General features: G+C 42.4%; 16 protein-coding genes and 3 tRNA genes. 11 read left to right on the forward strand and 8 right to left on the reverse strand.

Annotated elements, in window-relative coordinates; translation table 11 throughout:
- Positions 1-161: 161 nt before the first annotated feature.
- The 4 genes from ACXJY6_RS06020 to ACXJY6_RS06035 all read left to right on the forward strand — a co-directional run bounded on the left by ACXJY6_RS06020 (position 162) and on the right by ACXJY6_RS06035 (position 1,581).
- Positions 162-236 (forward strand) — tRNA-Gln (locus ACXJY6_RS06020).
- A gap of 67 nt (positions 237-303) precedes the next feature.
- Positions 304-388 (forward strand) — tRNA-Leu (locus tag ACXJY6_RS06025).
- Positions 389-430: 42 nt separating this feature from the next.
- Positions 431-507 (forward strand) — tRNA-Met (locus ACXJY6_RS06030).
- Positions 508-780: 273 nt separating this feature from the next.
- Positions 781-1,581 carry an AraC family transcriptional regulator gene (locus ACXJY6_RS06035; protein WP_458767711.1) on the forward strand — a complete coding sequence of 267 codons (801 nt, stop codon included), beginning with the start codon at positions 781-783 and terminating at the stop codon, positions 1,579-1,581.
- A 62-nt stretch (positions 1,582-1,643) separates the two neighbouring features.
- Here ACXJY6_RS06035 and ACXJY6_RS06040 read toward each other — a convergent pair whose 3' ends face one another.
- Positions 1,644-2,333, reverse strand: a complete 690-nt coding sequence (locus ACXJY6_RS06040; protein WP_458767712.1) for a 1-pyrroline-5-carboxylate dehydrogenase — start codon at positions 2,331-2,333, stop codon at positions 1,644-1,646.
- Positions 2,330-5,458, reverse strand: a complete 3,129-nt coding sequence (gene putA, locus ACXJY6_RS06045; RefSeq protein ID WP_458767713.1) for a bifunctional proline dehydrogenase/L-glutamate gamma-semialdehyde dehydrogenase PutA — start codon at positions 5,456-5,458, stop codon at positions 2,330-2,332. Before putA ends, ACXJY6_RS06040 begins: the two co-directional genes overlap by 4 nt.
- Before the next feature lie 599 nt (positions 5,459-6,057).
- Here putA and ACXJY6_RS06050 point away from each other — a divergent pair.
- The 6 genes from ACXJY6_RS06050 (at position 6,058) to ACXJY6_RS06075 (ending at position 11,579) form a co-directional block, all read left to right on the forward strand.
- A complete protein-coding gene (locus ACXJY6_RS06050) occupies positions 6,058-7,062 on the forward strand; it encodes an ABC transporter substrate-binding protein (protein WP_456050796.1) in 1,005 nt (334 codons plus the stop codon).
- A 19-nt stretch (positions 7,063-7,081) separates the two neighbouring features.
- The gene (locus ACXJY6_RS06055; RefSeq protein WP_458767714.1) at positions 7,082-7,918 is read left to right on the forward strand and encodes an alkaline phosphatase family protein; all 837 of its coding nucleotides are present in this window, start codon (positions 7,082-7,084) and stop codon (positions 7,916-7,918) included.
- A complete protein-coding gene (locus ACXJY6_RS06060; protein WP_456050786.1) occupies positions 7,915-8,838 on the forward strand; it encodes an ABC transporter permease in 924 nt (307 codons plus the stop codon). Before ACXJY6_RS06055 ends, ACXJY6_RS06060 begins: the two co-directional genes overlap by 4 nt.
- Entirely contained in the window at positions 8,825-9,610 is a 786-nt protein-coding gene (locus ACXJY6_RS06065; RefSeq protein WP_456050785.1) for an ABC transporter permease, read from the forward strand. The genes ACXJY6_RS06060 and ACXJY6_RS06065 overlap by 14 nt, the downstream gene beginning before the upstream one ends.
- 9 nt (positions 9,611-9,619) lie before the next feature.
- Entirely contained in the window at positions 9,620-10,636 is a 1,017-nt protein-coding gene (locus ACXJY6_RS06070; protein WP_456050784.1) for an ABC transporter ATP-binding protein, read from the forward strand.
- 175 nt (positions 10,637-10,811) lie between these two features.
- Positions 10,812-11,579: a DeoR/GlpR family DNA-binding transcription regulator gene (locus tag ACXJY6_RS06075; RefSeq protein WP_458767715.1), complete on the forward strand. Its 768-nt coding sequence runs from the start codon at positions 10,812-10,814 to the stop codon at positions 11,577-11,579.
- Between the two features lie 53 nt (positions 11,580-11,632).
- Here the strand turns inward: ACXJY6_RS06075 and ACXJY6_RS06080 are convergent, their stop codons facing one another.
- A complete protein-coding gene (locus ACXJY6_RS06080; protein ID WP_458767716.1) occupies positions 11,633-12,766 on the reverse strand; it encodes a flagellin in 1,134 nt (377 codons plus the stop codon).
- Positions 12,767-13,164: 398 nt separating this feature from the next.
- Here ACXJY6_RS06080 and ACXJY6_RS06085 point away from each other — a divergent pair, with 398 nt between their 5' ends.
- On the forward strand, positions 13,165-13,917 hold the full coding sequence (locus tag ACXJY6_RS06085; protein ID WP_458767717.1) for an ion transporter: 753 nt from the start codon (positions 13,165-13,167) through the stop codon (positions 13,915-13,917).
- A gap of 21 nt (positions 13,918-13,938) precedes the next feature.
- Here the strand turns inward: ACXJY6_RS06085 and ACXJY6_RS06090 are convergent, their stop codons facing one another.
- From ACXJY6_RS06090 to flgJ, 5 genes are all read right to left on the reverse strand, one after another.
- On the reverse strand, positions 13,939-14,862 hold the full coding sequence (locus ACXJY6_RS06090) for an AEC family transporter (protein ID WP_456050780.1): 924 nt from the start codon (positions 14,860-14,862) through the stop codon (positions 13,939-13,941).
- 370 nt (positions 14,863-15,232) lie between these two features.
- Complete coding sequence (locus ACXJY6_RS06095; RefSeq protein ID WP_456050779.1) at positions 15,233-16,372, reverse strand: flagellin; 1,140 nt, start codon at positions 16,370-16,372, stop codon at positions 15,233-15,235.
- A gap of 399 nt (positions 16,373-16,771) precedes the next feature.
- Positions 16,772-17,965: a flagellar hook-associated protein FlgL gene (gene flgL, locus ACXJY6_RS06100; RefSeq protein ID WP_456050778.1), complete on the reverse strand. Its 1,194-nt coding sequence runs from the start codon at positions 17,963-17,965 to the stop codon at positions 16,772-16,774.
- Between the two features lie 12 nt (positions 17,966-17,977).
- Positions 17,978-19,852 carry a flagellar hook-associated protein FlgK gene (gene flgK, locus ACXJY6_RS06105; protein ID WP_458767718.1) on the reverse strand — a complete coding sequence of 625 codons (1,875 nt, stop codon included), beginning with the start codon at positions 19,850-19,852 and terminating at the stop codon, positions 17,978-17,980.
- A 218-nt stretch (positions 19,853-20,070) separates the two neighbouring features.
- Positions 20,071-21,003: a flagellar assembly peptidoglycan hydrolase FlgJ gene (flgJ, locus tag ACXJY6_RS06110; protein ID WP_458767719.1), complete on the reverse strand. Its 933-nt coding sequence runs from the start codon at positions 21,001-21,003 to the stop codon at positions 20,071-20,073.
- Positions 21,004-21,010: the final 7 nt, after the last annotated feature.

Here is a 21,010-nt window from a genome sequence, read left to right on the forward strand (position 1 = left end):
GAAATTGGTAGACGCACCAGATTTAGGTTCTGGCGCCGCAAGGTGTGAGAGTTCAAGTCTCTCCTTCCGCACCATCTATTCTGTTTTTTTATAAAGAGAAATTTTTATAAAAAAAAATAGAACGCTCGAAAGAGCATTTGATAGCATTTAGCTGTCACTGTAGGTCTATCGCCAAGTGGTAAGGCAGCGGCTTTTGATGCCGCCATCCCCTGGTTCGAATCCAGGTAGACCTGCCATTATTTATCTTTTAATGAAACCTAAATTTTTCATTAAAAGCGAGCGCAAGCTCAACACAATTTGTATGCGGGAGTGGCGAAATTGGTAGACGCACCAGATTTAGGTTCTGGCGCCGCAAGGTGTGAGAGTTCAAGTCTCTCCTTCCGCACCATCTCTTTAACGAACTGCTGTTAGGTTCGTCGTGATTCAGAGTGGCTACGTAGCTCAGTTGGTTAGAGCACATCACTCATAATGATGGGGTCACAGGTTCGAATCCCGTCGTAGCCACCATTTCTTCCTAAATTGATCATTCATCTACGACAATCGCATTTCTAATTGATTTTAGCTGTAATTGTCGCGTCTCTTATTGTTATTGTCTCCAACGACTCACCAAGTTTTAATTCCTGTTTATTTTCTCATCCAGCAAAGCTATCCTAGGCTAAAGAATATTGTTCTTTTGCCAACAATATATTTCTTTTACCAACAAAGAGTATAATTGGCATTCACTTGGAAGCCTAAAATAACAAGCTCAGCGTGCCATTATGAATCTAAGGAGGGATATATATGTCATATAATCAATATTCAAAGCCATTGCTTTATCCAGCTCCCTCTCCAATTGAGAATATTACACTCTCAACAGAAACTTCTGGGCACGCTCATGACTATTTACAAGTTGTTATTGGCCTTCAAGGAAAAGCTGATTTCGATATTAGCGGTAGTGGGAATAAAATCATACCGGGCCAAGGCTGCATTATAACGCCCGACTCAAGGCACGCTTTTAGTAGTATTGATGAGCCTTCTGAAATTTTAGTTCTCAACCTAGCTTCTAATCTTGAAGGTAATGAATCTGCAATGAGTCAAATGCAAGAACTTGCTCTCTCTGATTGTTACTTCGGGTTAAGTGCGACGACAACGCAGTTAATTCGAATGTTAGCGACTGAGGTCAGGTCCTGTCCAGATGATGCTTCCCTATGTCAAGCTTGCAATTACACTGTGGTAGCGCTGTTAAAAAAACATGCTCGTGCATTTCATACCCATAGTCAGCGACTCAATATGGATATCATCGATTGCTTTATTCATAGCAACATCCAAAATAAAATTTCTGTGAGCCAGATGGCTGGGAGTGTCTTTTTAAGTGAGAGTCAATTCCACAATTTATTTAAAAAACAAACTGGCGTTACCCCGCATCAATACGTTTTAACCAAACGAGTTGAGTACGCTAAGCAGTTGATTGAAAATAAAAATGTAAAACTAAGTCAGATATCTGATATGGCTGGTTTTTCAGGTCAGAGTGCTTTCACTCATGCCTTTTCTAAATATGAAGGTATTTCACCTTCACATTATAAGACTCGCTATTGGTCATAAAAGGACGCTATTCATTGTAACAAACGAATAGCCGCCCATTTGTACATCATGCCAAAGAGCAATCAGTGCTCGTCACTCCCTAGTTCTAATAGCATCGCGTTGCCCCCAATCGCAGTGATATTGGTTGTCCGAACTCTTTCCGTCACAAATTGAAGTGCTAGCATAGGATCTTTAGCGACCGGTAACGCCACCAAATCTGTTTCAGCAACTAACGCGGTAATTGCACTTGGCCTTAAGGAAAGCGCTTTGTTTAAAGAAGGTACGGCCATAGAGTCGCCTATATAAACAAAATTGCGAATGTCGTAATTCATAAGCTCGGAATATTCTGCTCGACTAGAAGCGGCAATAATACCTACTGGCAGATGATTGGTCTGAACCAAGCGAGTTATGGCTCCCGTTAAGTCGGTATTATCAGTGCAAATAATTAGGCTGTTTCCCGCTATCACGATTGCTGCCAACATCGCGAATACCGATTGAAGCGATTCTCCCTTATCGATATCAACCAACATCACAGCAACGCCTCGCCCCTGAGTATAGAGTTCATTAGACTCCCCAGTTGGGCTGACAAGATACTCATTTTTATCAACAATGACTTTTGCATAATCATATTGATACTCAAATGCCGATAAATAAGCAGAAGGGATCGCTGGTTTACATACCGAAAGGGCTACAAGTCTGTCTTTAGGAGAAATTAAAGACCAAGAATCAAACGAGCTTAAAGCCGTATTAAAGAGAGCTAAATTCTGGCTCATTGTGCCACCTCCATGTGGTTAACTTGAGTAAATCGATATAGGTAGTTTGGTCCGCCTGCTTTTGGTCCTGTGCCCGATAGTCCTTGACCACCAAATGGCTGAACGCCGACAACGGCACCAACTTGATCTCGGTTGATATAACTGTTCCCCACTTTGGCGTGTTTCTCTATCCAACGGTAAGTGGTCTCATTGCGACTATGAATACCGAGGGTTAACCCATATCCGGTGTTATTTATTTTTTCGACAAGTTCAACGAGCTCGGTACTCTTGTAGCGAATAACATGCAGTACTGGCCCAAACGATTCCTCTTTAAGACAGGAAATATCAGGGATTTCAAATACACAAGGAGCAATAAAATCGCCATTCTCGCACTCAGCGCTCAGTGGCATTTGTTTGATCAATGTGTGCTTTGATGTCATTTCATCAATATGAGCCTGCAATTTTTGTTTCGCGGCTTTATCAATAATCGGTCCAACATCAGTTTTGTGCAGATAAGGTAATCCAACCGATAGCTCATCCATTGCACCTGAAATTGCCTCAGTAATTTGGTCTGCAATATCCTCTTGCACACATAACACTCGTAACGCCGAACATCGTTGTCCCGCTGACGCAAAAGCGGAACGTAGCGCATCACGAACCACTTGTTCTGGTAATGAAGTACTGTCGACAGCCATCGCATTTAACCCACCGGTTTCGGCAATCAATGGCGCTGGTTGACACGTTCGTGAAGAAAGAGATTGATTGATCTTTTGAGCAGTTTGAGTCGACCCCGTAAAAGCAACGCCCGCAACACAAGAGTGAGAGGTTAATGCATTACCCAACTCTGCTCCGGTGCCCGGTAACAAGTGGAATACTCCTGATGGGAAACCAGCTTCATGGATAAGCTCCGCCGCCTTAACCGCAATCAAACTCGTCTGCTCTGCCGGTTTTGCAATCACAGTATTCCCCGAGACTAATGCGGCCGCAATGGGACCTAAGAAAATAGCCAAAGGGAAATTCCACGGACTGATACAGACAAAGACTCCGCGCCCTTGGCGTGACGTCGTAATCGACTCTCCGTTAAAGTCTTTTGACACTACGGCTTCAAAAACCTTTTCTTGTCGAGCGTAATAACGGCAGAAATCAACAGCCTCACGAACTTCATCGATCGAATCATGAATGGTTTTACCCGCTTCTTGGTGACAAAGTGCTACAAACTCCGCTAGATTCTCTTCTAACAAATCGGCCAGTTTATCTAAACATGATGCTCTTTCTTCATAACTTCTCTGCTGCCAGTCACCAAACGCAGCTTGTGCGGATTCAAACGCAAGCTCGACGTGCTCTTCTTGCGCATATATCGCTGAACCCACGACCACCTTACGATCATATGGCGCTGTGACTGAAACAGATTCTGCTCCTTTATTAATCAAATCAACATACAGAGATTTACCATTGATAACAGGGGCAGCCGTCCACGACGTGTTCATAAAGGCGTGTACATGCTCTTCAAACGGCCCTCGTTCATTATCAATATCGATATTGATACCACGGGAATTCTTCCGTTCTGGGAAGATAAAAGGAGGAAGAGGAATCGCTTTATTATCAAACGAGGGTTGACTTAACAACTGTTCAACTGGGTGTTGAATTAAGAGTTCAACAGGACATCTTGCATCAACCAGACGGTGTACAAAAGAACTGTTCGCGCCATTTTCCAGTAATCGACGAACTAAATAGGGCAACAGATCTTTATGGCTCCCCACTGGCGCATAAATACGAACATTGGCGCCATATCTCGCCATCACCTGGTTATACAGCGCTTCCCCCATTCCATGAAGACGCTGAAATTCATATTCACTTCCCTTACCCATTACGGTAATTGACGTCACTGTTTGTGCGTTGTGACTAGCAAACTGAGGATATAAGTTCCGATTTACCTCTTTTTGAAGAACAAAACGCGCACAAGCAAGATAAGACACATCGGTCCCTTCCTTGCGAGTGAAAACGGGATAGTTATCATAACCAGCCTGCTGAGACCACTTGATCTCACTGTCCCAGTACGCACCTTTAACTAAGCGCACGGGTATCAAGTCTCCTTGATCATCCGCTAACCGATTTAGCCAAGCAAAAACCGGGAGTGCTCTTTTCCCATATGTTTGAACGACCAGACCAAATTGCCCCCAACCTTTAATGACCGGATGTTGGTAAAGCTTCTTAAACAGTCTTAGAGAAAGCTCGAGCCGATCCATCTCTTCTGCGTCAATCGTTAATGGTACGTTTAACTCTCTTGCACGCTTAGCTAAGATAAGCAGTGCCTCAAACAACTCATCCATCACTCTCGCTTCGTTTGCAACATCATAGCGAGGATGAAGAGCCGATAACTTCATTGAAATAGACGGTGTCGAACCATGACTGCTTGCCGCCGTTTTGCCGACAGTTTCGATGGCCGACATATAGTCATCGAAATATTTTTTGGCATCAGCCGCGGTCAGTGCGGCTTCTCCCAACATATCAAAGGAGTGATCAAAGCCCGCTTTTCGTTTGGCTGCTCCGTTTTTATTCGCCTCTTCTATCGTCCTTCCGAGAACAAATTGCTTACCTAAAATAGCCATCGCTTGGTTCATTGCTTGACGAATTACTGGCTCAGATAACTTATTTACCAATCCACTAATAGCGCTTACTGGAGAAGGTGTAGAATTACCAACTAGGCCACATACTTTACCCGTTAACATTAACCCCCAGGTCGAGGCATTAACAAACGCAGAATTCTCGCCTTTTAAGTGAGACTTCCAATCTGCCACTGTCAATTTATCACGAATGAGAGCATCGGCCGTCTCTGCATCAGGTATACGCATCAAGGCTTCCGCAAGACACATTAGGAGTATTCCTTCCTGCGTATCAAGACTGTACTCAAGCAGCAATGCATCGATCATCTGTACCGCTTTTTTATCGGCACGAATATCGTTGATTAACGCGATAGCTTCCTTTTCAATGTCAGTTTTCTCATCATCTGAAGGCGTGGCAAGCGGCAGTAGGCTGTTTAACAAACTCACTTCGTCGGTCATATAGTTCGACGATATCATGGACCACAAATCACTCTCAGACTGACTCGCTAAATCCATACTTATTTCACTATTTATATCAATCATCCTTGTATTCCTTCTGATTTTAATCAGTGAAGTTCACTCATCAAGTAACACGTTAAATTCTCGTTACCCAGCAGTGTATTTAGGATATTGGTTTTGTCGTTGCGAAAAACTCTTAAAATTTTGTCAAAAACTATTATCTGTTGCTCTACTTTTGAACTTTAGTACCACTCCAAGTATCGAGATATTCCGTGCCAACACGATAAGACATCAAAATAAAATTAAGACTGCATATTAACCTTATACCATCGTGGATATGTCTGCTTGTTCATATCTTTCAATTTAAAACACACTTTTACACAAATACTTTTCAATGCATAAAAACAAACAAATAAGCACCAACATTGATCATAGATTTCTGGGGTTGGTTTTATCAACAAGTCAGTTTATTACACACAACAACTGACATCCAATTGATAAATAAGGAATTATTTATACATAAATGAAAGTAAATAACTCATGGCACCTTTTTTGCTTTTCAGAACCAAATACACAAAAAAACACAACCTCAGATGGTTACTGGCTAATTAAATGACAATTCAAGGAATGAAACGATGAAGAAATTAGTGATGGGACTTTCATTATCTGCACTCGCTGCAACGATGAACCTTCAAGCAAATACTGACCTCGATACCTTAGTCCAAGCCGCTCAAAAAGAAGGTCAAGTTTACAGTATCGGAATGCCCGATGGGTGGGCCAACTGGAAACAGACTTGGGAAGATATGAGCTCGGTGTATAACTTAAAACATCAAGATACCGATATGAGCTCTGCTCAAGAGATTGCCAAGTTCGAAGCTGAGAAAAAAAATGCAACCGCAGATATTGGTGATGTTGGTTTTGCCTTTGGCCGAGTAGCGGTTAAAAAAGGGGTAACTCAACCTTACAAACCAAGTACGTGGAGCGACATTCCAGATTGGGCAAAAGATGAAGATGGTCATTGGATGCTTGCTTACACTGGGACTATCGCGTTTATCGTGAATAATAATCTTGTGAAGGAAGCACCAACAAGCTGGGCTGATCTTCTGACCGGTGATTATCGCGTAACTGTTGGCGATGTCGGCGTTGCTTCACAAGCTAACAACGCAGTGTTGGCGGCGGCTATTGCCCGAGGCGGCAATGAAAAAGACATTGAACCGGCTCTAACGTTATTTGGTGAGTTAGCAAAACAAGGTCGCTTGTCTCTAAACGATCCATCAATTGCAAACCTTGAAAAAGGCGAGATCGAAGTCGGTATTCTATGGGACTTCAATGCGCTTAACTATCGAGATCAAATCAATCGTGATCGCTTTACTGTGCTTATTCCTTCTGATGGTTCTGTCATTTCTGGTTACACCACTATCATCAACAAATACGCTAAAAACCCAAATGCTGCAAAGTTGACTCGAGAATATATTCTTAGTGATGCCGGACAGCTAAACCTTGCTCGTGGCTATGCTCGCCCAATTCGTAGCGATAAACTAGAGATGCCTGCCGATGTAACTGAAAAACTACTGCCTAATGAGCAGTATGTTAATGCAAAACCTGTTGGTGACTTTACTAGCTGGGAAAAAACAGCTCGCAAACTGCCACGTAAATGGCAAGAAAGCGTCGTTATTCATATCCAATAAGGACGATAAGGTTATTAACATGAGCAATAAAGTCATATTTATTGTGCTCGATGGCCTAAGTAAGCAGGTAGCCCAAGAGTGTATGGGCTACCTCAACGCACTCGTCGAGTCAAACAGAGCAAGCTTCTATGGAATCACGTCTGAACTTCCTTCGCTCTCTCGTCCTCTTTACGAGTGCTTATTAACTGGTGTTCGCCCAATTGATAGTGGCATTGTAAGCAACCAGATTTGTCGGCTCTCTAAGCATCAAAGTATCTTTAGCCTTGCCCGAGATTCTGGATTAACAACCTCTGCCGCCGCATACCACTGGGTCAGTGAGCTTTATAATCAGTCTCCTTACCAGCCGATACGCGACCGAATCACCAACAACAAGTCTCTCTCAATTCAACATGGGATGTTCTACCACGCCGATCACTACCCCGATGATCACCTGTTCCTTGATGCTGAAGCGCTACGTCTTAACTATGACCCTGATTTTTTATTGGTTCATCCAATGAATATTGACGATGCTGGGCACAAGTTTGGGCTCGATTCGGCGGAATACCGAAATTCAGCTCGCCAAGCAGATGTGATTCTTTCTCACTTTGTCCCGGAGTGGATAGAGAAAGGATACCAACTGGTTATCACTAGCGATCACGGTATGAATAATGACAAAACTCACGGTGGAACTCTTGCAGAAGAGCGTCAAGTTCCACTTTATTTAATAGGTTCCGCAATGTCTCACCAAGCTGAATCGGACCTTACCGCTACGGTATTACAAACACAGTTATGTGGTTTGATTTGTGAACTGCTCGGCCTTGCGAATCACGACAAGCCTTATCCCCCAGAACTTCTACAAAGAGGTCATATACAATGAAAAATGCTGCAGAGATTCAGGAAAGCAAAACTATTGCACCACTGAAAAAGCAGCCGATCACGAGTTGGCTTCACTTAACACGACGTTTAAAAATAGAGCATGGACGAGCCGCACTATTACTCATTCCCTTCGCCGTATTCTTTGTGTTATTTCAAATCGCTCCGATGATTTGGGTATTTATAAATAGTTTCTTAGTCGAAGAAGAGTGGTCACTAGAACACTATGAAGAGATATTCAGTTCTGCCTTTTTTCTTCAGTCGTTTAGCAATAGTTTATCTATTTCACTGTATGCAAGTGTCACTGCATTAGTGATTGCAACCATCGCAGCAGCTTCACTGCATAGGGTTGATTGCCGCTTGCGAGAGTGGATGATTGCATTTACTAACATGACCAGTAATTTCAGTGGTGTACCACTGGCTTTCGCATTTATTATTATTTTAGGGTTCAACGGAGCCATCACGTTGATCTTGCGTCAATGGGGTCTTATCGACGAGTTCAATCTCTATTCGCACACAGGTTTAATCTTTATCTACACCTACTTTCAGATACCACTCGCTATCTTACTTCTTTACCCCGCATTTGATGCCATCGACGATGATTGGCAAGACGCGGCCGCGCTTCTGGGAGCCAATATTTTTGATTACTGGCGTTTGGTTGTGCTGCCTGTATTATCGCCAGCCATTTTAGGGACATTCATTATTCTCGTTGCAAATGCGGTTGGTGCCTACGCCAGCGCTTACGCCTTAACGACCGGTAATTACAATCTAGTGACCATTCGCATTGCCAGCCTAGTTTCTGGAGACCTCTATTTGGAGCCGAACCTTGCAGCTGCGCTGTCTGTTTTACTTATCGGACTTATGGCTCTGATAACGGCAGTAAATCAATGGCTACTGAAACGGAGTTATCATGCCAAATCATAATCAAACGTCCAGTTTATACCATCGTACCGTTGTGTTGACGCTCGTCGGTATATTGTTGATTCCACTTATTGCAACGTTAGCGTATTCACTCTCTGAGCATTGGGGAGCAACTATTTTTCCACAAGGATTCACTTTCGATTGGTATCTAAAGTTGTGGCAAGATCCACGTTTTTTGGCTGCTTTTGGCCGCTCGCTGTTGATCTGCCTTAGCGCTCTAGCACTGAGTACAGTGTTGATTGTACCAATGGTTTTTGTTGTATTTTACTATTTCCCGAAATTGGATGGGTGGATGAATTTGCTACTTCTTTTGCCCTTTGCCGTACCACCAGTCGTCTCTTCTGTTGGTCTACTTCAGTTGTATGCAGATGGGCCAATTACCCTAATTGGAACCCCTTGGATTTTAATCGGCACCTATTTCACTATCGCCTTCCCATTTATGTATCGCTCACTCGCCAATAGCTTTGCTGCGATTAATCTGCGCGACCTTATGGATGCTGCTCACCTTCTTGGAGCAAGTACCACCACCGCCTTCATTGCGATAGTGCTACCGAACCTGAAAAAAGGTCTTATGGCATCGCTCTTTCTATCTTTCTCGTTTTTATTCGGAGAGTTTGTTTTTGCCAATATATTAGTTGGTACTCGTGTCGAAACGTTGCAGGTTTACCTCTACAACATGCGACAAACCAGCGGCCACTTCACGTCGGCGCTTGTTATCTCTTATTTCCTATTTACTCTGATCCTAACTTGGATCGCAACACGCTTAAGCCGCTAGGAGCTCGCTATGAACTATGTTGAAATCATCGCCTTAGAAAAAGCTTATGGTGACACCCCGATTTTTCAAGACATCAATTTCACGATTAATCAAGGTGAGTTCATCACGCTATTAGGGCCAAGTGGTTGTGGAAAATCAACGTTACTACGCTGCCTTGCTGGCCTCACTCCCGTCAATAGCGGGGAAATTTACATTAATGGCAATGCCATCACCCATGCAAAACCACAACAGCGTGATATTGGGATGGTATTCCAAAGCTACGCTCTATTCCCAAATATGACCACTTGGGACAACATCGCCTTCGGCCTAAAAATGCATAAAGTCGACAGTAGCGACATTGAGCGACGAGTCCGCCGAGTGGTAGAACTCGTTGAACTTGGTGGTAGAGAGCAGCACTACCCTCACCAACTTTCTGGAGGGCAAAAACAGCGAGTAGCACTTGCGAGAGCTTTAGTCGTACAGCCCAAAATTCTACTGCTTGACGAGCCACTATCGGCACTTGATGCTCGGATTCGACGCAGCTTACGTGAGCAGATTCGAGAAATTCAAAAGGAGATGGGACTTACCACTATCTTCGTTACCCATGACCAAGAAGAAGCTCTGACATTATCTGACCGAATCTTTCTGATGGATAAAGGGAATATTGTTCAAAGTGGCAGTGCTGAAAGTATCTACACTAAGCCCGCCAACTCTTTTGTTGCAGGGTTTATGGGAAGCTATAACCTCCTGAATGCGCAACAAGTTCACACCCTATTTGGCCAATCGATTACCGGACAACTCGCAATTCGACCAGAATCCATTTATATCAAAGAGCCAGGAGCACAATACGCGAAACATATTTCAAAACCTGTTTCGGCTAAAGTCGTCAATCACCAACTACTTGGAAATGTCATCCGTTATCGCGTTCAAACTGAAGCGGGTGAACTCACCATCGACACACTTAATCGCAGCCCAGAGAGTCTAATTTCATCTGGTAGTACTCTGGATCTTCTCTTTAATGAACAGGAAATGCAGCTCGTCGCCTAACTCGATTACATCTCACATTACGTTCTCTTAAGCATCACAGCCTTCACCGATGAAATGGTGGAGGCTATGGTTTTGCAAATGTGATATACGTGATGACGATGGCAGAGAACATACTGAATTTCTAAGCGAGAAATAGAACTGACTCACTTGATAAGTAAAAGGTTAAACGACAATCATGCTAGAAGAAACTCGTCTTCATCGCATTACAGCGCTGTTATCAACACTCAATCAAGTCAGTACTGAAGTCATTATTCAACATCTCGGAGTATCTCGTGAAACGGTACGCCGAGACGTTCTGAAATTGGAAGACCAAGGTAAGCTTAGGCGTGTCCATGGTGGAGTCATCTCATGCCAACCCGAAGCGGAAAAGCCTCTTGAGATACGTAGTCTAATTAAAAAAAGCGAAAAGAAGTCGATCGCTCGAGAGACGGTGAAACAACTAAAGGCAGGACAAGCTATTTTCATCGATGCAGGAAGTACGACTTCTTATCTAGCTGAAGAGCTGTTATCGATGTCTGGACTAACCGTTGTTACCAACAGCTTAGAAATAGCAAATTGCCTTTCTTCAGTACCAGAGCAACATGAAGTCATCTTATTAGGTGGACACATGGGGAAAACTACTCAAGCGACCAGCGGCGAAATCACCCTAAATGAGCTGAATAGATATCGAGCTGATATAGCAATACTCTCCCCTGTTGGCTTATCACACGAAGCTGGAGCCAGCAGTTTCTACCACCACGAAGCCGCGATTGCCAGTTCGATGGTCAAGCAAGCGAAGTCAACCATCATCTTAGCTGACAGCGATAAAATCGGTGTTACCAGCCGTACTGTATACGCAACACCATTTGAGATAAATATGCTTATCACCGACTCAAAGTCTGCTGGTCATCCCGAAATATCAAAACTAAATAGCTCGATTGCTAAGATTATATTTAGTAAATAACAAACATAAAAAAATCCAGCCTGAGCTGGATTTTTTGCGCTTGAGTTGGCTAATTAGCCTAGTAGACCCAAAGCAGCATTTGGTGCTTGCTTGGCTTGAGCAAGAATAGAACTCGAAGCCTGAGAAAGAATTTGAGACTTGGTAAGATTCGTCGTTTCTTTCGCAAAATCGGTATCTTTGATTCGGCTCTTAGACGCGTTAACATTTTCGTTAATGTTGTCTAAGTTGTTAATTGCATGGTCGAATCGGTTCTGGAATGCACCCAGTTCTGCACGATGACTATCAACATATTTTAGTGCCGCATCGACAACCGCAACCGCCTCTTGTGAACCACCAACTGTCGTCACATCGATATTATTAACGGTTTTATCTGTTGCAGCTTGAATACCCAATTCACTTGCCAAGCTACCGCCAAAGGTTGCTTCACCTTCCACAGTATTACTATCAGTAAACAGCTGAAGTTTGCCATCGTCATCTACAGATGCCGTAATCGCGTCAGTTTGACCGTTAATATAAGTCGCTACTTCTTCAATATCATCGCCCACTTTCGCGCTAATATTAATCGTTTTTTCACCGTCTACTTTATCTGTTAGCGTGATTGATAAATCATTGGCACCCGCTTGTACACCCCAGTCTTTGTCTTTTCCGTTAGTGGAAGCATAACTTTTGCCACCCATGTGTTCATTATCACTACGCATGTCTTTAACACTGAGCATTACCGCTTCACCGTTATCTGCACCGATCTGGAACGATTTAGTTTGGAACGTGCCATTAAGCAGCTTGTTACCACCAAATGATGTTGTTTCTGCAATTCGGTTTAATTCGTCATTTAGTGCACCGATTTCTTCTTGAATCGCTGAACGGTCATCTTTAGTGTTAGAACCATTTGATGATTGAAGTGCAAGGTCACGAACACGTTGTAGGATGCTTGTGGTTTCGTTCATTGCACCTTCAGCGGTTTGAGCCATTGAAATACCATCGTTCGCATTTCGCACGGCTACGTCTAGACCGCGGCTCTGAACATTTAATCGGTTCGAAATTTGAAGACCAGCCGCATCATCTTTTGCACTGTTGATCTTGTTACCTGAAGACAAACGTTCCATTGATGTATTCATCGATGTGTTTGCGCCATTTAAATAACGTTGTGCGGTCATTGCCGATACGTTTGTGTTTACATTAACTGCCATAGTGAATTCTCCTAATGATTTTCCGATACTATGGAACTTCCGAATCGCTTTCCGACGTATCGGAAAACCAGTAGTAGTTCTCTCAAAGTTCTTACTTTTAACGACACGCTAAGGAATTACTTTAGATAAATAACGAAAATTATGAGAATTGTTTATCAAACTAAAATTAAATATTTAAATATCAATAAGTTAAACATTAATAAATTACATCTAATTTTCTAATATCAATAGAAATAATGACAAACTCTATGCTCAAACTTCGACCAGAATAGAAAAATCATCCAATTTTTTGAATCTAACCAAACCTAAGAGAAGTGGTTTTTGGGCATTAACCCCGATGATGCTATGATTTTTTATATTCACGCCAGACTAATAGTTCATAAGAGAGACGAATCAATATGAACCAATTAAGTAATGATGAATTTGGTCCATTCCAATTTCTTATCCTTATGCTTTCAATTTATGTGTTGATATCACTATCAATACAAGCAATCTATGTGCTTCCAACGGATATAGAGCAAATTCTAAGAACAGGTGACAACTTTATCTGTGCTTTCTTTTTTGCCGATTTTCTTATTCGATTTTATAAAGCCGAAAATAAAATCGCCTATATGAAATGGGGGTGGATCGACCTGCTTTCGAGCATTCCGATTGTCGATGCGTTTCAATATGGACGGCTGGTCAGCGTCATTAGAATCCTGAAAATACTACGGGCTGTTCGGTCTGCCAAAGTCATTCTTTCATTCTTGTTTAGAAAAAAGGTGAGAGGAGCGACAGCTGTTGTGACATTCCTGTCCATTGTCCTTGCGATATTCTGTTCCATCGCAATTCTCCAGGTTGAAAAAGGAGCTGAAGGGGCGAACATTCAAAACGCTAGCAATGCCATATGGTGGGTTTTCGTCACCATTACAACCGTGGGTTATGGCGATTTCTTCCCAGTTACGTTAGAAGGTCGAATATTAGCCGCTCTTCTAATGACCTGTGGTGTTGGTCTATTTGGCACTTTTACTGGATTTATCGCAATGTGGTTCTTTGAAGAAGAAGAATCAGAAGATCCCACAAACGAAACAATGACTGCGCTAGAAACAGAAGTTCACGATCTCAAAAACGAAATCATCGAGCTCAAAGCCTTAATTAAGCAGTCGAAGTGAATAGACAGCCTATTTTAAACGTTACTTCACCATCAAAAGAATCATCATTAAAGGAATACTAACTAAAGAAAGGGCATGGCTGATCACGGCACATTTAGAGCCTAACGCAACATCACCATTAAATTTGGCTGGAAGAACTGCGACAGTCACGGCAACCGGAAGAGCTTGCACAGCCACACAGATATTAATAATCATTGGGTCGAGGTTAAATAGATTCAGTATCAACCAGCTAATTATTGGTGCAGCGATCAAACGAACCGCACTGCCATAATAAACATTTTTATCATTCATCACTGATTTGATCTGTGATTGTGCTATTCGGTCACCAATCAGCATCATTGCCAAGGGTGCGGTTATCGCGCCAAGAGTGCTGAAAGTTTTGCTTAATACTTCAGGGACCGGAATTTGAGAGACAAAAAGAAACAAGCCGATTAACACAGCCAATAAAATTGGATTGAGTAAAATTGCCTTAGCTGATGAACGGTAATCAGTCACCTTCATGAACATGGCAAGCCCATAGGTCCACATTAAAATATGGTAAGGAACAATAAAAATAGCCGCATAAAAAACCCCTACTTGCCCATAAATCGCATAGATAAACGGCAGCCCCATAAACCCTGCGTTAGGAAATAACCCCATATAGGTCAATACATTTCGTTGATCGACCTCGTAGCGGTTAAACGCAATTTTAGCTACAACAAACAAGGCAATATGGATAGCTATCGAGACCACGATAACTAGGCCGGCATTTTTAAGCATTGAGTGGTCATATTCAAGCAAGAACGAATTCAATAACAACGCTGGAAGACCAATATTCAGTATGATATCTGTCACCCCTTTATTGACATTATCATCCATAAAGCCTCGTCGTCTGGCATAAAAACCAGCCGCAATAAGCAGAAAAAGGATAATAACCTGGGTGATAATCGTACCGTATGAGATCAAGGTTGTTTCTCGCTAAATGCAGAGTAAGACGAGCCCCGATTGTATGGCTTTTAACCAGACACCTCTATAGCACCTATGCATAAGCCATTCTCAAAATTAACGTGTAAGTACCGATTGAAGTGGGTGTTTTTTAGAAGAGAAAAGAAAAAGCCCCTTTTCCTTTGAGAGAACCGGGGCTGTTTGGTTAGCCGTAGCCAATGTAGAGATCGAGAGAAATGATGTCACATTGTAGCTACCCAAAAGCGCATGATTGTCGAAAAGTGATTAAGCAAATGTGAGAGAAGCTTAAAGTTCATTCAATAATCATACTTTGCCAAAGGCGCTTCGTTACATACCTACGTCTAAGCTTAAGTAACGAAGTTCCAATGTATTACTGCAATAATGAAATAGCAGAATTTGGCAACTGTTTAGCTTGAGCAAGTATCGACGTACCTGCTTGCTGTAATATTTGTGCTTTCGTCATTTGCGTCGTTTCCTTCGCAAAATCGGTATCTTTAATACGACTTTTCGACGATTCAACATTCTCTTGAATATTCGATAAGTTATTGATGCTATGGCTGAGTCGGTTCTGTTTCGCACCAAGATCCGATCGCTGTGAATCAACATACTGTAGTGCTGAGTCAAGTGCCGCTACCGCATTTTGAGAGCCACCAACTGTGGTCACATCAATGTCCTGTACCGTCATATTCATGCCAGGTCCACCCGTTAGACCAAGCTCACTTGCAAGACCACCACTGATTGCTAATTCGCCATCCTTAACTGGATGAGCCATAAACAACTGTAATTTACCCTCTTCATCAACAGAAGCGGTCACAGCCTCATTTTGACCATTGATGTAGGTTGCCAATTCTTCAATATCGTCGCCCGCTTTCGCCATAATATCGACAGTAACTTCTTCACCATCGCTATTGGTATATGACAATTTTAAATCGCTGGCTTCAGGTGGAACTCCCCAAGTATGATCCTTCGCTTGCTCCGCGGTAAAGGTTTGTCCCCCCATGCGAAAATCATCAGCTCGGATACTCGTAAGCCCCATGATTATTGCTTCACCAGAGCTTGCACCGATCTGGAATGATGCTTCGCCAAAGGTGCCATTCAAGAGTTTTCGTCCACCAAATGATGTTGTTTCCGCAATTCGGTTCAACTCATCTTGCAACGCGGAAACTTCTTCGTTTATCGCGGTGCGTTCTGCGATTGAGTTGGTTCCGTTTGCCGATTGAAGTGCTAGGTCACGCATACGTTGTAGTACACTTGTTGACTCATTCATTGCGCCTTCTGCGGTTTGAGCAACTGAAATACCATCGTTAGCATTACGCATTGCCACATCTAAACCACGCGATTGAGAAATCAATCGGTTTGAAATTTGTAGGCCAGCAGCGTCATCTTTAGCACTGTTAATTCGATTGCCTGATGACAAGCGCTCCATTGACGTATTTAGTTCGTTGGAACTTTTGGTTAGATAGCGCTGTGCTGTCATGGCCGAAACATTGGTATTAACATTAATAGTCATGGTTTGCTCTCCTATTGAGCCTGCTTACTTGAACGCAGTGGTCAGCTTTACTTTTATTTGAATCACTGACAGCTTTACTGCGTTTACTTGCAATTTGCCTGTCTAAGAAATAATTCTTTAATCTACTCTAATTACTATTCAATTACTGTGCCAACTATAGAAAATAATTTTAAACATTTATTTATCAGAACGTTATGAATAGCATTTAATAAATAATGTTGTGACCGGTAATTAAGGTTCGATTGTTAAGGTAAATGTTGCCGCGTCATTGCCGCTCTATTTCCTTTGTTGTGTCTTCTCTCTAACTGTTGCAGTAACTGGGCCACTTTTTGGTAAACCCGCTACTTTATACGTTTGATTACTTTCGCACTTAAGGCTTGGCACTTAAGGCATTAAAAGTTACATATAATTGAACAGTGTTAAGTCTTTTGTTTTACCAAATGCCTGCTGAGATGCCTGTAGCGCTCGAGAGTTCTCGCTAAATTCAATGACGGCATCGGCATAGTCCAAATCTTCAAATGTACTTTTGGATTTGGCTAAACTAATTTCGAAATCTTGATGCTGATCTTGCTGCAAGTCCAATGTTTCCATACGAGCCCCCAAGTCCGTTCGTACTTTATTCAGTTGAATAAATGCAGCGTGGAACTCTTCAGTAAGCTGATGCAATTTGGCCGTTGCCGACGCGTCTGAAACAGACTCTGACGCATATTCCAACGAATCTTGAAATGTTTCAAAAATGGAGAACGTCGATCGTGGCGTTAGCTCGATAACATCCCCTGCAGTAAGTTGCCCCTTAGGGTAGATCGATAACCCTTCATAGCGAATGCCATCTTTCGGATTAAACTCGCCGCTTTGAATCGGGCTACCATCTTTTTCTAACTGATAATTGAACTGCCCAGTACCAGAATCAACAAAGGTAACTCGGTAGTTGGAGTTATCGTCTTTATTGGTATTAGTTGCACGTTCAAGTAATAACTCGGACCCTTCTTGCAGATCATAATCTGGTTCATAACTGCCAAATGGATTATCAATTTCCATAAACACCTTGCTGCCTGGGTCGTTAAAAGGCATCTCCATGCTATTGGAAATTTTCATTTTTCTTTGGTAGTCATCACCTGAGTAACTGACGTTGCCTTCATTATCACGGAAGAAAGGTTGGTTTTTAGGTTTAGTACCGGCAAAAATATAGTTGCCGGTTTCATCTTGGTTGTTCACCAAACTGAGGAAATTATTTGCCAGTTCCTCTAGCTCGCGACGTTTAGCGAGACGATCTTCTGGAGAAAAAGCACCGTTGATCATTTCCATCACGGTACGTTTTGCTTCATCAGTAAATTCTTCACCGTTTGCAATAATAACTTCTTGATGCTCTAAACGAGTACGAACCAGAGAGATGGCATCTGAGTATTGGCGAAGTTGTTCTTCTTGCTGAGACACATTCTGAATGTAATGTGTCGCCAGTGGATTATCTCCGGCAGAGAGCAGCTTTTTCCCGGATGCCAATTGCTCTTGGTTATGATGGACTTTCGTCTCCTGACGACGAAGGTCATTTTGCACCGATTGATAATTGTGGAAGCTAGAAATTCGACCTAACATTTATCTTCCTCCCTATCTCAACTGCAAAATGCTATTAAAGGTTTCATTAGACGCCTGCATAATGCGTGACGAAGCCAAATACGCCCGTTGAAATTTCATCATATTAGCCGCTTCTTCATCCAAATTGACGCCAGAGATTGACGCGACTCGTGATTCAGCCGATTCTTGTTCTAAACGTGCAACATCGGTGAGTCGTGAGGCCGTTGACAGTTTCACGCCAACGTCCGTATTAAGATCTTGATACACATCCAACAAGGTTGATTGATTGTTGTTTAGCGACTTGTCTGTCTGAATGTCTTGAATTTTACGTAAGTTGCCATTATCACCTTCCGATGGCACCAAGTTTGCGGTGAATTTATCCCCAGCAAGAGCCCCTTCCGATAGTTCAAAACTCGTACCTTGAACCGTCACATCACCCGAAGGCGGATAAGCTTGATCTGCAAGTAACACGTTGCCATCTGTATCTGTGACTGAGAACCGATCGCCCGATTCAGAGATATAGATTTCGAATTCACGCAGTTCACCTGCTTGTTTTATTTTGAAACTCGCCGATCCCACAGCAAACGTCGTCGATGCTTCGTAGCTTTGTGCCGCTATTTCAGATGGATCATCAAGAGTGAGGTTAATGTTTGCCGCCCCAAAACGAGTTGGACGAATTAAGATCCGCTCTCCCTTTTCAGGTTCTTCATTTACAACAATTCGCAGACCATCGATATTGATTTCTCCACCTTTCGCTTCAAGGTTGGATGTTTTCCCATTAGGAAACGTAGTGATGTATTCATTGCCATCAAACAGCAATGAGTACTCTCCAGATTTAATTTGGTTCATGTCATCGATATAGACCGAGATGTCTGCCTTTGAATCGGTTTTTGCCACAACACGGGCTTTGGCCGTCGACTCTAAGTTCACATCAGTAAACATGTTTTTACCGACATTGCCATACAAGTCTAAGCCTTGCTTCTGCAATTTATTCACATCATGAGAAAGAGAAATGGCAACACGTCCAATTTCATCAATGAGATGTGGAATGTGCTCATCTCGCATATCAAAAAGAGCACCCATTTTGCCGCCGATATCGCGTTCACTTATCGCTTTTATACCCTTGCCTTCAACCATCGCTAAGCGGTGTTGTTTGGGATCCGGTGAACCATCAACCATCTTGATTTGGCTTGCTTCAGTACCCGATACTAAGGTGTGACCGCTGCCGATAAGAATGTTAAAGCCTTTACCATTTTGTCTCGTGACCACGTTGACTTTTGTCATTTCCGCCAGCTCTTTTACCAACTTCTCGTGCTCATCCATTAAATCATTATGTGGCCCTTGCGTTTTCATCATCAAGCGTTGGGTATCACGCAGTTTTAGGGCCAATTGGTTAATCCGTTCAACACCAACATCCAAACCTTTATTGATCGTGTCATATTCACGGGTCACGGTATCGTTAAAGTCATTGAGGTTTTGTGTAATAAGCTGCGCTTTTTCAAGCACGATTTTTCGAGCACCGACATCATTAGGGGTATCCGCTAACGTTTTTACGGCATCAAACCAATCGTTAATATTTTCGGGAATTTTTCTCGAGGAAACCGAAGAAATAAGATTTGAGAGCTTATCGAGATTCTCTTCAGCGTCATGCTTATTTGCGTATTCGGTAGTGGCAAAGTTCAGCTCTTTGACGGCAAATTGATCCCAAGAGCGGCGAACATTTTCCACATGCACACCCATACCGTAAGTTTCACCGCCGTAACTACGAGGAGCGTTCGTCCCCTGAATAACAGATTGACGGCTAAACCCTTCCGTATTGACGTTTGCGATGTTATGACCTGTTGTATTGAGTTGTCTCTGAGCGGTTAATACGCTCTGAGCACCTACACTCAATAAATCGGACGCCATAATTTGCTCCCTAACTCTTCAATAAATCTTATATCAAGTTAAAAGCAATATATATGCCAAAAGTAAATGTAATTGAAAGGTGGCTATTTTATGTTGGCAATTCAATATATTAAAAAAAACGCTAGCACCTTTCGGTACTAGCGCAACTCCCCCGAAACTTCATCCCGTATCGCATTATTTCGCAGATTTATCGTAGATGAAGCCTTTAAAAAATCGTTTTATATTGAATTCATTTGTTCTATTTGTTTTTGTACTCTTAGTACTTTATTTGCATATTCAGGATCCGTGGCATAGCCTGCTTTATGGATTCCATGAATAAACGCATCATTCTTATTATTGTTTTGTAACGCTGATTGATAACGCGGGTTCTGATTTAAGAAACGCACATAATCATTAAAACTTTCTTGGTAAGTCGGATACGCACGGAATGCGGCTTGTTCCATTACCGGTGTTTTCTCATGATATTCCAAAGTTTGTGTTGCAACTTTTTCTCCCTTCCAACTGCGGTCCGCTTTAATATTAAAGAGGTTATTACTGCTTTGACTCGCATTTTTAACAACCTTTTTACCCCAACCAGTTTCCAATGCGGCTTGAGCCAAAAGTAAGGATGGTGAAACCCCTAGGCTCTTCGCTGCTTTTTCAGCATACGGCTTCAATCGGTTTACAAAATGCTCTGGAGAATCAAAACGTTTTGGCTGCTGTACATATTGTATTGGTGGTGCCACTTGTACTTTGTCAGCTTTATCAAGTCCTCTTTCTGCATTCGCACGATTAACACGAGCCATAGCTTCTTCGAAACGATCACTTCCTGCTTTTCCAGTCTCATTCGACTGACCAGCAGATAACTGTTTTACGATCATGTCTGCCAAACCAAGGCTACCAGATGCACTCATTTCACTAGAGCGTTGCTCGTCTAACATTTTTCCGTAGAAATCTTCTGTCTGACTATCAAATAAGTCTGACTTAAATTCTTTATTTGCATCACGCATTGAATCAAACAACATCGTCGTAAAAATCGATTCAAATTGCTTCGCAGCGGCTTCTAAGGCTGATTTTTCACTTGCTTCATCACCGTTAATGGCTTGCTGACGCAGTGTGTCCAACTGAGTGATATCTTGAACAAAACCTATATCGCTAGGATTATTAATCATACATCCA

This window comes from Vibrio phycocola (assembly GCF_054404255.1).